The organism is Micromonospora sp. WMMD712 (genome assembly GCF_029581295.1).
In the GTDB taxonomy this organism is placed as follows: domain Bacteria; phylum Actinomycetota; class Actinomycetes; order Mycobacteriales; family Micromonosporaceae; genus Micromonospora; species Micromonospora carbonacea.
This window is the reverse complement of the sequence record NZ_CP120743.1, coordinates 7225877-7240213: the sequence shown is the minus strand read 5'-3', so window position 1 is coordinate 7240213 and position 14337 is coordinate 7225877. Positions and strand designations below refer to the sequence as shown.

Below are 14337 nucleotides of genomic sequence, written 5' to 3'. Positions count from 1 at the left end.
CGCCCCGGGAACCGCAGCGTCACGAGGCCGGCCGCCGAGAGGGGCGGGGTGGCCGGACGCCGACGCCGGACGCCCGCCCGGCCAGCACGCAGCGCCACCACCACCGGGACCGGGCGCGGGGCGACGCCCGCCCACAGGGCGGGACCCGCAGATTCCCCGCCCAGCGTCGCGGGGAGCGCTCCCTCCCGGTCAACGGGGGTCGCACAACGCTTTCCACCCAATTGTCGGCAAGCCCCGAAAACGGCATCAACCGACCAGAGAAAGGCTCACGTATCACTTTGTGAATTCACCCGGCGACCGTCCGCTGTCAGTTCCGCCGACGTGGCCAGCGGCGGCGGAAGACACCAAACCGATGTTTGCCTATCCTTTACAACCTTCGGCTTGCCGCCCAATTGCCGGACTGCCATACTCCCACCATGCACGGCGGTCGATAGCGGGGGGATGCGTCCGGACGGGCCCTAGAATTGTCGAAGGTGCTGGCAGTGCCCTGGTCCGGGAGCATCAGCCAGTCAAGCTAATCGATGGCTCGCCGCGAACGCGTGACGGCCGTCTATATTCGCCAATACGGGAATGGGTCGAAAATTGCCGGTCTCCGATTTCGTCAGGCTCGATGGCAGACCAGGGAAGGTGGCGGGCCCCGTGACGACCGGCCCCGCGCGCCCTCCGAGGCCACGCCCATGGAGTTGAGCGAACGGTCCCACCAGCTCGACCTCCTGGCCCGCCGGCTCGGCGACCTGCGCCGACCCGCCGGTCAGGCCGTCGACGCCCGGCCGGTGATCGCGCTGACCGGTCCCGTCGGCGCCGGCAAGACCACCCTCCTCCAGGCCCTCGCCCGGCGGGCCACCGACGCCGACGTCCGCTTCCTGGGGGCGAGCGCCTCGCGGGCCGAGCGCGCGGTCCCGCTGGAGGTCGTCCGCCAACTCGTCCGGGCCACGCCGCCGGACGACGCCCGCGCCCGCCTCGAACGGCTGCTCGACCAGGGCGTCCTCACCTGGTCCGACCTCGACGACGACCAGGAGGGGCCGGCCCGGACCATCGCGGCGATCGGCGGCGCCCTGCTGGAGCTGGCCGCCCGGGGCCCCCTGGTGATCGGGATCGACGACGTCCACCACGCCGACGTGCCGTCGCTGCGCTGCCTGGACTACGTGGCCCGACGCATCCCCGGCCTGCCCGTGCTGATCGTGCTGACCGAGGCCCCCCGGACCCGTCCCTGGCACCCCGAGGTCTATGCCGAGCTGTTGCAACCGGCCCGGCTGCACCGGATCCGGGTCCCCCTGCTCACCCTGGACGGCACGCACCGGGCCCTGGCCGACCGGCTCGGCGCGCCGACGGCGCGGAGCATCGCCGAGGAGACGCACCGGATCAGTGGCGGCAACCCCCTGCTGGTGCAGGCGCTCGCCGACGACCACCTGGCCGCCGTGCCGCGCGGCGCCGCCCGGCCCGAGTCGGGCGAGGCGTTCCGGGAGGCCGTGCTGAGCTGCCTCTACCGCTGCGAGCACCTGGTGCTCAAGGCGGCCCGGGCGCTCGCGGTGACCGACGAGCCGCTGCACGGCGCCCTGCTCCCGCAGCTCGTCGACGTGCGCGCGGAGTCCGCCCTGCTCGCGATCGACGAGGCCACCAGCGCCGGCCTGATCACCGAGGGCGGGCTGCGGCACCCCGCCGTCGGCCGGGCCGTGCTCGACGGCACGACCGCCGAGGAACGCGCCCGGCTGCACCGGCTGGCCGCCTGCCTGCTGCACGAGGACGGCGAGTCGCCGGTCCTGGTCGCCCGGCACCTGCTGCGTACCGACTCGCTGGCCGAGCCCTGGATGGCCCGGACCCTGCTCGACGCCGGCGAGCAGGCCCTGCTCGACGGCGAGGTGGACGCGGCCCTGCGGTTCCTGCGCCGCGCCCACCGGGACGGCACCGACGAGTGCCTGCGGGCACGCGCCCGCTCCGCCCTCGCCCGCGCCGAGTGGCGGCTCGACCCGCAGGGCGCGATGCCCCACCTACAGGGGGTGGCCAGCGCCGTCCGGGCCGGGCACCTGGGCAGCACGCAGGCCGCCGGGCCGATCCAGTACCTGCTCTGGCACGGCCAGATCGACAAGGCCGTCGAGCTGGTCCGGCACCTGAGCGACCGCGCCGACAGCAGCGACCCGCGCTCCGCGGCCGAGCTGCTGGTCACCAAGGGCTGGATGGCCACCCTCTACCCCGGGGTGACGATCGACCACCAGGCCCCCGTCCCGGCCCGGCGCGACCCGCTGACCATCGCGAAGGTGAAGCAGCGGCTCCAGGGCGTGACCATGCTGGCCTCCGTGCTGGAGCGGGGCGACGGCGGCGCCGTCGAGGAGGCCGAGCGGGTGCTGTCCACCATCGGGCTGGACGACGAGCGGGACATGTGGACCGCCATCTGCGCCCTGATCACCATGATCTATGCCGACCGGCTGGACCTGGCCGGCGAATGGTGCGGCCGGCTGGGCCGCAGCGCCACCGTCAGCCGGCATCCCACCCCGGCGGCGATGCTGGCCGCCCTCGACGCGGCGATCGCCGGCCGGCGCGGCGACCTGACCCGGGCGCAGGAACTGGCCGACGCCGCGCTGAACCAGCTCTCCCCGAAGGGCTGGGGCGTGGTGATCGGGATACCGCTGGCCATCCGGCTGCGGGCCCTGACGTTCCTGGGTGATCTCGACGCGGCGGCGGCCTGCCTCCAGGTGCCCGTGCCCCAGGTGCTCTTCGAGACCCCGTTCGGGCTGCACTACCTGCACGCCCGGGGGCTGCACGCGCTGGCCACGGGCAGCCCGGAGAGCGCCCTGGCCGACTTCCAACTCTGCGGGCAGCTCATGGCGGCCTGGCGGCTGGACCTTCCGGCGCTCGTCCCGTGGCGCACCGAGTCGGCCCGGGCCCTGCTGCAACTCGGCCGCCGGCCGCAGGCCGAGAAGCTGGTCCGGGAGGAGCTGGGGCGGCTGCGGCCCGGTCACGTGCGCTACCGGGCCGCGGCGCTGCGGGTGCTCGCGGCGGCGGAGGACGGCCGGGACCCGATCCCGCACCTGCGCGGCTCCGTGCGGCTGCTGCGCCAGTGCGGCGACCGGATGGAACTCGCCCACAGCCTCACCGACCTGGGCCACGCCTACCAGCAGGCGGGCGACCTGCGGCAGGCCCGCAAGGCGACCCGGGCCGCCCGGACGCTGGCCCAGGAGTGCGGCCTCCCCCTGCTGCGGCCGGCCGCCGCCCCGGGCCGCGGCGGACCGGCCGGTGCCGACCCCGACGCGGCGGTGCTGGTGGAGGGGCTCAGCGACACCGAGTCGCGGGTGGCCACCCTGGCCGCGCAGGGCCACACCAACCGGGAGATCGCCGAGAAGCTCTTCCTGACGGTCAGCGCGATCGAGCAGCGGCTGACCCGCATCTACCGCAAGCTCGACGTCGACTCGCGCCGGCAGCTGGCCGTGCGGTTGCGGCTCGACCGGCCCGGCGCGATGCCGGCGGAACGCCTGGGCGCGCCCCGCAAGCCCCCCGGCCGCGACGGCGACGCCCGGCACTGACCCGCGCCGCGCCCGACGCCGCGCCGCCCGCCCGGCGCACCCGAACGCCCACGTCCGGCCGCCGGACGGCCCCCTGCCCTGCCCGGGCGGAGGTGCGCCGCGACCCGACCATGTGACACCATCACCCCGCCCCGCCGCCACCTGCTGTACGTCCCGTCGACACGCGCCGCCACCCGGCCGTTCCCGACCCCCCTTACGGCGTCGCTGGCAACCCCTAACGGCCATCCGGGACCGCAGGTTTACGCGCGAAACGATGGGGTCTCGCTCCCGTTGTCGCACAACCGACCCGGTGCCAGACTCGCCTGGACATCCGGATCGCTCGCTGGGGAGCGCGGTCCGGCCAGGGACAGTTCAAGATCCACCCGGCATGGCGGCCCGGTGCGCTCCACCCCTACCCGGGGCAACGGGTGGGTGTGGTGGAGGGGCGGCTGTCCGGCTTGGGGGGGGCGGTGTCCGAGCAGCGCCGGTGATCCCGGCCCGGCACCGCGGACGAGAAGGGCTGGCTTAGAAGTGGTGCTGGTGCAGCGGGAGGAACAACTGGATCGGCTCCGCAGGGCGTTCGACGCCTGCGCGGAACACCAACGCGGACACGTCGCGCTCGTGACGGGCGCGGTGGGCAGCGGCAAGACGAGTCTGCTGGAGACGTTCAGCGAGTGGGCCGGGGCCGCCGGGGGGCGGGTGCTCGGCGCGGCCGGGTCGCGGGCCGAACGCGGACTCCACCTGGGGGTCCTGGGGCAGCTGCTCCACAGTGCCCGGCTCGACCAGGAGGCGACGGCCCGGATCGAGAACCTGATGCGGGACGCCGCCTTCGCCGGGCCCCTGCCGGAGCCCGGCGGGGACGCGGCCGACGGGGCGGCCGCCGGCGACCGGGTCTGGGCGCCCCTGTTGCACGGCCTGTTCACGGCGCTGCTCGACCTCGCCGACGCCGGGCCGCTGGTCCTCGCCGTCGACGACGTGCACCACGCCGACCCGGCGTCGCTGCACTGCCTGCTCTACGTCACCCGGCGGCTGCGGCACGCCCGGATCATGGTGGTGCTCACCGAGGCGTCGACGCTGCGCCCGCCGCACCCGCTGTTCCGCGCCGAGCTGCTCAGCCAGCCGTACTTCTCGCGGATCAGCCTGCCGCCGCTGACCGTCGACGGGATCGCCCGGCTGGTCGACGCCGACGGCGGGGCCGCCGCCGCCCGGGAGGCGGCCGAACGCTGCCTGAGCATGACCGGCGGCAACCCGCTGCTCACCCGCGCCCTCATCGACGAGCGGGCCCCCGGTGGCGCGGGCGACGAGCGCGGCGCGGACCCGACCGGCGGCGACCCGTTCGACCAGGCCGTCCTCGGCTGCCTCTACCGGCACGAGCCGGGGGTGCGGCGCGTCGCGCAGGCCCTCGCCGTGCTGAACCGCCCCGTGCCGACCGAACTGCTCGGCCACGTCCTCGACGTGGTGCCCGAGTCGGCCGCCCCGGCGGTGCGGGTGCTGCGCACCGCCGGGCTGATGGAGGCCGACCAGCTTCGGCACCCGCGCATCCTGCGGTCCATCCTCACCGACATGTCGCCCGAGGAGCGCCGCGGCCTGCACCAGCGGGTCGCCGAGGTGCTGCACGAGCACGGCGCGGAGCCGGGCGCGGTGGCCGAGCACCTGGTCGCCGCCGCGTGGGCCGACGCCCCCTGGGTGGTGCCCGTGCTCTCCGACGCCGCCGCGCAGGCCCTGGCGTCGGGCCGGCCCGACGTGGCGGCGGCGTGCCTGCGCCTGGTCGCCCGCGCCGACGTCGACGAGCGGCAGCGCACCGCTGCCACCGCCATGCTGGTCAACGCCCGGTGGCAGGTCAACCCGCTCGCCGCCAACGGGCACCTCAGCGAGCTGGTGGAGTCCGCGCGGGCGGCCGGCTGGTCCACCGGGGCCGCCCTGGCCACCGTGCCGTTCCTGCTCTGGCAGGGGCGGGTGGAGGAGGCCACCGAGGCCGTCAGCGGCTTCTCCGCCGACGACGACCACGGCCCAGCCGGCCGGCTGCGGGCCATGCAGCTCCTGGTCTCCCTCTCGCACCCCGACCAGCTCGCCTCCGTCCGAGAGACGCCGAGCACGTGGAGCCGGGCGGCGACCGCGCCGACGTCGGTCAGCCCCCAGTTGCAGGCGGTCACGGTGCTCGGCACGGCGCTGCTGCCGACCGCCGACACCGACACCGTGGCCACCGCCGAGCAGCTGCTGCAACGGCACCACACCGACGACGGCGCGGTGGGGCTGCTCACCGCCCCGCTGCTCGCGCTGCTCTGGTCGGGCCGCAGCGACCGGGTCGTGGCCTGGGCGGACATCCTGCTCAACCGGCCCGCGGTCCGGCACGCCCCGGTGTGGCGGGCCGTCGTGCGGGCGGTGCGCGCCGAGGCCGCGCTGCGGCTGGGCGACCTGCCGGGCGCGGAGCACCACGCCCGCGCGGCGCTGGAGGACATCCCCGCCCCGGCCTGGGGGGTGGCCATCGCCGGGCCGCTGGCCACGCTGATCGCCTGCGCGACCGAGGCGGGCCGGTTCACCGAGGCCGACCGCTGGCTGGCCCACCCCGTCCCGGCCGGCATGTTCCGCACCCCGCTGGGCGTGCACTACCTGGCCGCCCGGGGCCGGCACCACCTGGCCATGGGGCGGCCGCACGCGGCGACCGCCGACCTGCGCCGCTGCGGTGAGCTGATGCGCGGGTGGGGCATCGACGTGGCCGGGCTGGTGCCGTGGCGGCTGGAGCTGGCCCGGGTGCAGCTCAGCGTCGGCAACAAGACCCACGCCACCCAGCTGTTGCAGGAGCAGCTGCGCGTCGCGCACGGGGTCGACGACCGGACCCGGGGCCGGTCGCTGCGGCTGCTCGCCACCACCGCCGCCCAGGACCACCGGCGCAAGCTGCTCGGCGAGGCCGTCAACCTGCTCCAGGGCTGCGGCGACCGGCTGGAGCTGGTGCGGGCCCTCGGCGACACCGGCCAGAGCCTGCAACGGGCCGGCGACTCGGCGCGCGCCCGGCTGCTGGTGCGCCGCGCCTACCAGCTGGCCCAGGACTGCGGGGCGTCCGTGCTGGCCCAGCGGCTGATCCGGCGGGACGCGGGCGGCGCGCTGCCCGCGTACCCGGCCGGGGCGGAGGCGCACGAGCCGGACGACGGGCTCAGCGAGGCCGAGCGCCGGGTCGCCGCGCTGGCCGCCCAGGGGCACACCAACCGGCAGATCTCCAGCAAGCTGTTCATCACCGTCAGCACGGTGGAGCAGCACCTCACCCGGGTCTACCGGAAGCTGGACGTCAAGCGGCGCACCGACCTGCCGGCCCGGCTCGTCGCCTACGCGGAGCCGCTGGTGGAGGAGCCCCAGGGCGCGGCGTCCTGACCGACGACGCAGGGGCCGGCGCGGTGGGTGACCACCGCGCCGGCCCCTTCTCGCGTACGGCGGAAGGGGCTCAGCCGGCGACGGGCGCGACGGCGCGACGGGCCGCCACCGCCTCGTCGCGGTGGCGCAGCACCAGGTCGGCGGCGGCGGTGACCCCGCCGGCCTGGCGCAGCCGGCGGCTCCACAGCGCCGCCCGGTCCCGGAAGGCGCGCTCGGTCAGCAGCCGGCGCAGCTTCGCCACGATGTCGTCGACGTCGAGGGCGTCGTCGTGCTCGACGGCCAGGGCGACGCCCGCGTCGACGACCCGGACCGCGCCGTCGTGGCAGTCGAACCAGAACGGCAGCACGAGCTGCGGCACGCCGAACCAGGCCGCCTCGTGGATCGCGTTGGCGGCGGCGTGGTTGAAGAAGACCCGCACGTGCGGGTGCGCCAGCACCTCCACCTGCGACGGCAGCCACGACTCGACGCGCAGGTTCGCCGGCAGCTCTCCGGCCGGCGGCAGGTGCCGCTGCCGGTCGGCGGGGAGCTTCCACAGCACGTGGTGCTCGGGGCCGAGCCGGGCGGCGACGTCGACGAGCGCGGCCACCTGGGCGGCGCTCGGGCGCATGATGGTGCCGAACCCGACGTAGACCACCGACTCGTGGGCGTCGAGCCAGCCGCGCAGCTCCGCGCCGTCGGGGCTCGGCACGATCTCGGTGGGCACCATCGAGCCGACCGTGCGCAGCGTCGCCGGCGCGGTGGCGAAGGGATACTCCAGGCCGAAGACCGTGTACGCCAGCAGCGCCCGCGCCGCCTGCGCGTACAGCGAGGGCCGCAGCTCCACGTTGGGGATACCGGCGGCCCGGCGGCGCTCGGCGGCGGCGGTGTTGCGGGCCAGCCGCTCCGGCTCCATCAGGGTCTTCAGCAGCGCCTCGCGGTGACGGCCGTTGGCGGCCTGCTGGCTCGGGCTCATGTGCAGGGGCAGCCCCGACAGCGGCACCGGGTACGTCGGCGGCAGGCTGTCCTGGAGGAAGTTCGACGGCGGCACCGACACGCTGATCACGAACGGCACGCCCCGGACGGTCATCGCGTCCATCCCGAACGAGGCGAACGAGTCGACCACCGCCAGCGCCGGGGCCACCTCGTCGACCAGGGTCAGGCAGCGCTCGTACAGCTCGTGCAGGTAGTCGTAGTCGACGGAGGTGTCGACGTACGTCGCGAAGTTCTCCACCCGGCTGCCGGCGGACATCCGCCGGTGGGTCTCGTCGTCCCAGTGTTCGGGGCGCACCGCCAGGCGGGCCGGCCCCAGCGACAGGAAGCGCAGCTCCCCGCCGCCGGGCAGGCCCTCGACGTCGGCCCGCCGCTCGTCGGTGCAGGCGAAGAACACCCGGCGCGTCCCCCGCCGCTTCAGCTCGCCGGCGAGGGTGAGCAGCGGGTTGAACAGCCCGGAGCTGCCCGAGGTGACGATCAGCAGCGGGCCCTCGTCGGCCGTCGTCGCGCCGGCCGCCTGGGTCGTCATCGCGCCGGCCGCCTCAGTCCATCGCCCGGCGCATGAAGCCGCGGATGCCGACGGCGCTGAACAGCACGAACACCCCGGCCAGCACGATCAGGTCCAGCCACAGCGGCACCGACTGCACCCCGGGCGGGGCGACCAGCGACCGGGTGGCCTCGCTGACGTAGGTGAGCGGGTTGAGCGCGCAGATCACCTGGAACCAGGGGAGCTGGTCCAGGGCGCGCAGCGGGAACTGGGTCGCGCCGGTGAACATCAGCGGGGTCATGGTCACGGTGAACATGATCTGGATGCGGTGCGGCGGGACGAGGGTGCCGAACGTCAGCCCCATGGCCGCGCCGACCATCGCCCCGGCGGTGAGCACCCCGAGCACCGGCAGCAGCGTCGACAGCGGCCAGCTCACGCCGAGCATCAGCATGCCGATGGGGATCAGCACCACCCCGGCGATGACCCCCCGGATCGCCCCGAAGACGATCTTCTCGAACGCGACGAGCGGGATCGCCATCGGCGACAGCAGCCGGTCCTCGATCTCGCGGGTGAAGGAGAAGTCCATCACCATCGGCAGGGCGGTGTTCTCCAGGCCGATGAGGAACGCGTTGAGCGCGATGACGCCGGGCAGCAGCACGTTGGCGAAGTCGTCGCTGGCGTAGCCGAGGCTGGTGAGGACCTTGCCGAAGATCAGCAGCATGAACAGCGGCTGGAGGAACACCTGGGCGAAGAACGCGCCCAGCTCCCGGCTGGTGACGAACATGTCGCGCCAGAGCACCGCCCGGAAGGTGGCGAGCTGGTCCAGCCCGCGCACCGGCGCGGCCGGCGCCACGGCGGTCGACGGGGTGGCGGGTGCGGTGACGCTCACCGAAGTTCCCTTCCGGTCAGGTGGATGAAGACGTCTTCGAGGCTGGGCTGGCCGATGCTGAGGTCGCGGACCTCGCACCGCAGGTCGGTGAGGATCTTCAGCGCCATCGGCACGGCGTTGGCCGGCGCGGTGCCGGTGTAGAGCCGGAAGGACAGCGTGGCGTCCGGGTCGGCGGGGGCGTCCGGCACCGGCATCGGCGGCATCCCGGGGAACATCGGCATCCCGCCGGGCGGGCCGCCGGCCCGCAGCCGCTCGACGCGCTCCACGTCGGCGACGTTGCCCAGCGCCGCCTGCACGTCCTCGGCGGGGGCGCCGGCCGACACCACCAGGGTCAGCGTGCTGCTGCCCGGCAGGGTGCGGGTGAGCGCCGCCGGGGTGTCCAGGGTGAGCAGCTTGCCGTGGTCGACGATGCCGACACGGTCGCAGAGCTTCTCCGCCTCGTCCATGTCGTGGGTGGTCACCACGACGGTGACGCCGGCCTGCTTCAGCTCGGCGATCCGGTCGTGCACGAACAGCCGCGACTGCGGGTCGAGGCCGCCGGAGGGCTCGTCGAGGAACAGCACCTTCGGCGCGTGCATCAGCGCCCGCGCGATCATCGTGCGCTGCGCCAGGCCGCCGGAGAGGAAGTCCGTGCGGGCGTTCGCGAAGTCCTTCAGGCCCATCTGCTCCAGCAGCTCGTCGGCCCGCTTCGTGCGCACCGACCGGGACACCCGGTGGTACGCCGAGTGGAACAGCAGGTTCTGCCGGACGGTCAGCGCCCGGTCCAGGTTCACCCGCTGCGGCACCACGGCCAGCAACTGCCGGGCCGCGGCCGGCGAGCGGGCGACGTCCGCCCCGCACACGACCGCGCGTCCCGAGGTGGCCCGCACCCGGGTCGTCAGCACCCCGATCGTCGTGGTCTTGCCCGCGCCGTTCGGCCCGAGCAGACCGAAGACCTCACCGGCGGCGACGGAGAAGCTCAGTCCGTCCACCGCCGGCGGCATGTTGGGCTGGTACCGCTTGACCAGCTCCTCGACCACCACTGCCTCGTCCACGTCGCCATGCTCCCGTCCTGGTCCCGGCTGGGACAGTCGTCAATCGCTCCGATAGGGGGTGCTAGGGGCAGGCCAGGGGCGGCGTCACAGGCCCCTGGCGGCCAGCCACCGCTGCACGGTGGCGGCCAGGTCGGGCCCCCGCTCGCCGACCATGGTGAAGTGGTCGCCGTCGGCGTCCACCGCCTCGTGCGGGTACGGCCACCGCGACCGCCACCCGTCGGGTTCGCCGTGCCACTGCCCCAGCGGCCGGGTGGCCCGCACCAGCAGCGTCGCCGACTCCATCGGGGCGGGCTGCCAGGTGAGGAACAGCGGCAGGTAGCCGGCCCACGCGGTGGTGCGGTAGTCGTCCATCGGCGTGTACGCGCTGTCCCGCTCGACCATCCCGTCGAGCAGCTGCCCCGTCCAGCCGCCGAGCACCTCGCTGTCGGCCGGGTAGGTGTCCATCAGCACCACCGCGGCGGGCGGGCGGCCCTGCCGCTCCAGCTCCCGGGCGAGCACGTTGGCGACCATCGCGCCGCCGGAGTGTCCGGCGAGGACGAACGGGCCGCCGCCGACCGTCCGCAGCACCGTGTCGGCGTGCACCCGCAGCAGCGCGTCCAGGTCGGCGGGGAGTTCCTCGCCGACGGCGAAGCCGGGGTTGGGCAGCGCCCACACGTCGCGGTGGCCCCGGAAGCCGGCGGCGACGCGGGCGTACTCGTGGGGGCCGGAGAGCAGCGACATGGTGCAGCAGAACACGATCGGGGCCGCGCCGGTGCCGCCCTCGGCGAGCCGCAGGATCGCCGCCGGGCGGCTGAGCTGGCCGGGCTCGGTGAAGCTGGGGCGGAACTGGGCGAGCTTGACCAGCAGCTCGGCGTAGCCGGCGGCGTCCTCGCGGGCCTTGGGCTCGCGGAACAGGCCGCCGAGGAGGCCGCCGGCCCCCTCCGGCGGGCCGCCGCCGGCCGCCGCGTCGCCGGCCGCGTCCGCACCGAGCAGCTGGGCGAGCAGGTGCCGGGCCAGCGCCGTCGGGGTGGGGTGGTCGAACAGCAGGGTGGCCGACAGCTCCGCCCCGGTCTCCTGGCGCAACGCGTCGCGCAGCTCCAGCGCGGTCAACGAGTCGAAGCCCAGCTCCAGGAAGTCCCGGTCGGCCTCGATCGCCCCGGGCGAGGCGTGCCCGAGCACGGTCGCCACCTGTGCCCGGACCAGGTCGAGCAGGATCCGGTGCCGGTCGCCGGCCGCGCTGGCGACGAGCCGGTCCCGTAGCAACCGCGCGGGGTCGACGACCGGCTCGTCGGCCGGCGTCTCATCGGCGGCGTCGGACTCCGGTCGGGGCGCGAGGCGCAGCACCGGCGGCTCCGGCCAGTACCGCTCGTGGTGGAACGCGTAGGTGGGCAGGTCCACCAGGGCGGCGTCGGTGCCGGCGAAGGGCGCGGCCCAGTCGACGCCCGCCCCGCGCAGGTCGACGGTGGCGAGCGCGGCGAGCAGGGTGGCCGCCTCCGGCTGGTCCCGGCGGCCGATGGGCGTGAACGCCGCCGCGTCGGCGTCGGGCAGGCACTCCCGGCCCAGGGCGGTGAGCGCGCCGTCGGGGCCCAGCTCCAGGAAGGTGCCGACCCCGGCGGCGGCGAGGGTGGCCATGCCGGTGTGGAAGCGGACGGTGTCCCGGACGTGGTCGACCCAGTAGCCGGGGTCGGTGGCCTCGGCGGCGCTCAGCGGGGCCCCGGTGCGGTCGGACACCAGCGGCACGGCCGGCGGATGCCAGGTGACCTTCTCGGCGACCACCCGGAAGTCGGCCAGCATCGCGTCCATCCGGGCGGAGTGGAAGGCGTGGCTGACCCGCAGCGGCCGGGTCCGGTGCCCCTGCGCGGCGAGCCGTTCGCCGGCCGCCGCCACGGCGTCGGCGTCGCCGGAGAGCACCACCGACGCGGGGCCGTTGACGGCGGCCAGGGCGACCCGACCGTCGAGCAGCGGGGCCACCTGCGCCTCGGACGCCCGCACCGCCAGCATCGCCCCGCCGGCGGGCAGGGCCTGCATGAGCCGGCCCCGGGCGGCCACCAGCGCGGCGGCGTCGGCCAGCGACAGCACCCCGGCGACGTGCGCGGCGGCCAGCCCGCCGACGGAGTGCCCGAGGAGCTGCTGCGGGCGCACCCCCCATGCGGTGACCAGCCGGTACGCGGCCACCTCGTACGCGAACAGCGCCGGCTGGGTGAACTCGGTGCGGTCCAGCAGGGCCGCCTCGGGGGTGCCCGGCGCGGCGAAGACCACCTCGCGCAGCGGGCGGGTCAGGTGCCGGTCGAGCTCGGCGGCCACCTCGTCGAACGCGGCGGCGAAGACGGGGAACCGGCGGTGCAGCTCCGCGCCCATGCCGGGGCGCTGCGCGCCCTGCCCGGTGAACAGGAACGCGAGCCTGCCGGCGGGGCGGGCCACGCCGCGTACGACGTGGGGGGCGGGCCGGTCCTCGGCGACGGCGCGCAGGCCGGCGCGCAGCGCGTCGGCGTCGTCGCCGGTGACGGCGGCCCGGTGCGGCAGGGCGGCCCGGGTGGTGGCCAGCGAGTACGCCACGTCGGCCGGGGCCAGGTCGGGGTGGGCGGCGAGGTGGTCGAGCAGGCGGCGGGCCTGCCCGGCGAGGGCCGGGGCGGAGCGGGCGGAGACGATCCACGGCACCGGCGGGGCGGGCGTCCCGGCCGGCCGGGCGCGCTCGGCGTCGGCGGGGTCGGCCTGCTCGACGATGGTGTGCGCGTTGGTGCCGCTGACCCCGAACGCGGACACCCCGGCGCGGCGCGGGCGGCCGGTGTCCGGCCACGGGGTCGTCTCGGTCAGCAGGGTCACCGCCCCGGCGGACCAGTCGACGTGCGGGGTGGGCTCGTCGACGTGCAGGGTGGGCGGCAGCACCCCGTGCCGCATCGCCAGCACCATCTTGATCACCCCGGCGACGCCGGCCGCGGCCTGGGTGTGGCCGATGTTCGACTTGACCGAGCCGAGCAGCAGCGGCGCGGCGTCGCCCCGGTCCTGCCCGTACGTGGCGAGCAGCGCCTGCGCCTCGATCGGGTCGCCGAGGCGGGTGCCGGTGCCGTGCGCCTCGACGACGTCGACGTCGGCGGTGGTGAGGCCGGCGTTGGCGAGGGCGGCCCGGATGACCCGGCGCTGGGAGGGGCCGTTGGGGGCGGTGAGCCCGCTGCTGGCCCCGTCCTGGTTGACGGCGCTGCCCCGGATCACGGCGAGGACCCGGTGGCCGTTGCGGCGGGCGTCGGAGAGCCGCTCGACGAGCAGCATGCCGACGCCCTCGGACCAGCCGGTGCCGTCGGCGGCGGCGGCGAACGACTTGCACCGCCCGTCGGTGGACAGGCCCCGCTGGCGGGAGAACTCGACGAAGACCGTCGGGGTGGCCATCACCGACACCCCGCCGGCCAGGGCGAGGGTGCACTCGCCGAGCCGCAGCGCCTGGCAGGCCAGGTGCAGCGCCACCAGCGACGACGAGCAGGCCGTGTCGACGGTGACGGCCGGGCCCTCCAGGCCGAGGGTGTAGGAGATCCGGCCGCTGGCCACGGCGGCGGCGCTGCCGGTGCCGAGGTAGCCCTCGACGCCGCCGCCGACCCCGGACAGCAGGGCCGCGTAGTCGCCCTGGCTGCTGGTGGCCGCGTAGACGCCGGTGGGCGCGCCGCGCAGCGTCGTCGGGTCGATCCCGGCCCGCTCGAACGCCTCCCACGCGGCCTCCAGCAGCAGCCGCTGCTGCGGGTCCATGGCGAGGGCCTCGCGGGGGCTGATGCCGAAGAACGCGGCGTCGAAGTCCCCGGCGTCGTAGAGGAACCCGCCGTCGCGCACGTACGAGGTGCCCCGGCTCGCCGGGTCGGCGTCGTAGAGCGCGTCCATGTTCCAGCCCCGGTCGGCCGGGAACGGGGCCATGGCGTCACCGCCGGCGGCGACGAGGTCCCACAGCCGCTCCGGCGAGTCGACCCCGCCGGGGAACCGGCAGCTCATCCCGATGATCGCCACCGGTTCGCCGAGCGTGGCGGCGAGCTGCTGGTTCTGCTGGCGCAGCTTCTGGTTGTCGAGCAGGGACGCGCGCAGCGCGCTGACGACCTCGTCCAGCGAGACGCTCATTCGGGGCTCCTTGGGGCGGGC

The 14337-nt window shown here is 75.8% G+C and carries 6 protein-coding genes; 2 read left to right on the top strand and 4 right to left on the bottom strand.

The genetic code is table 11. The annotated features are described in order from the left end of the window. Positions 1 to 677 precede the first annotated feature (677 nt). Together O7633_RS30690 and O7633_RS30685 are read left to right on the top strand one after the other, a co-directional pair. Positions 678 to 3518, top strand: coding sequence for a LuxR family transcriptional regulator (locus O7633_RS30690; RefSeq protein WP_282324887.1), 2841 nt, complete (start codon positions 678 to 680; stop codon positions 3516 to 3518). 513 nt (positions 3519 to 4031) lie between these two features. After that, the gene (locus O7633_RS30685) at positions 4032 to 6863 is read left to right on the top strand and encodes an AAA family ATPase (protein ID WP_282324886.1); all 2832 of its coding nucleotides are present in this window, start codon (positions 4032 to 4034) and stop codon (positions 6861 to 6863) included. A gap of 70 nt (positions 6864 to 6933) precedes the next feature. Here the strand turns inward: O7633_RS30685 and O7633_RS30680 are convergent, their stop codons facing one another. From O7633_RS30680 to O7633_RS30665, 4 genes are all read right to left on the bottom strand, one after another. Further along, a complete protein-coding gene (locus tag O7633_RS30680; RefSeq protein ID WP_282324885.1) occupies positions 6934 to 8361 on the bottom strand; it encodes a glycosyltransferase in 1428 nt (475 codons plus the stop codon). 13 nt (positions 8362 to 8374) lie between these two features. Continuing rightward, positions 8375 to 9208: an ABC transporter permease gene (locus tag O7633_RS30675; RefSeq protein WP_282324884.1), complete on the bottom strand. Its 834-nt coding sequence runs from the start codon at positions 9206 to 9208 to the stop codon at positions 8375 to 8377. Beyond that, entirely contained in the window at positions 9205 to 10242 is a 1038-nt protein-coding gene (locus O7633_RS30670; RefSeq protein WP_282324883.1) for an ATP-binding cassette domain-containing protein, read from the bottom strand. Before O7633_RS30670 ends, O7633_RS30675 begins: the two co-directional genes overlap by 4 nt. Before the next feature lie 84 nt (positions 10243 to 10326). Next, the gene (locus O7633_RS30665; protein ID WP_282324882.1) at positions 10327 to 14316 is read right to left on the bottom strand and encodes a beta-ketoacyl synthase N-terminal-like domain-containing protein; all 3990 of its coding nucleotides are present in this window, start codon (positions 14314 to 14316) and stop codon (positions 10327 to 10329) included. Positions 14317 to 14337 lie beyond the last annotated feature (21 nt).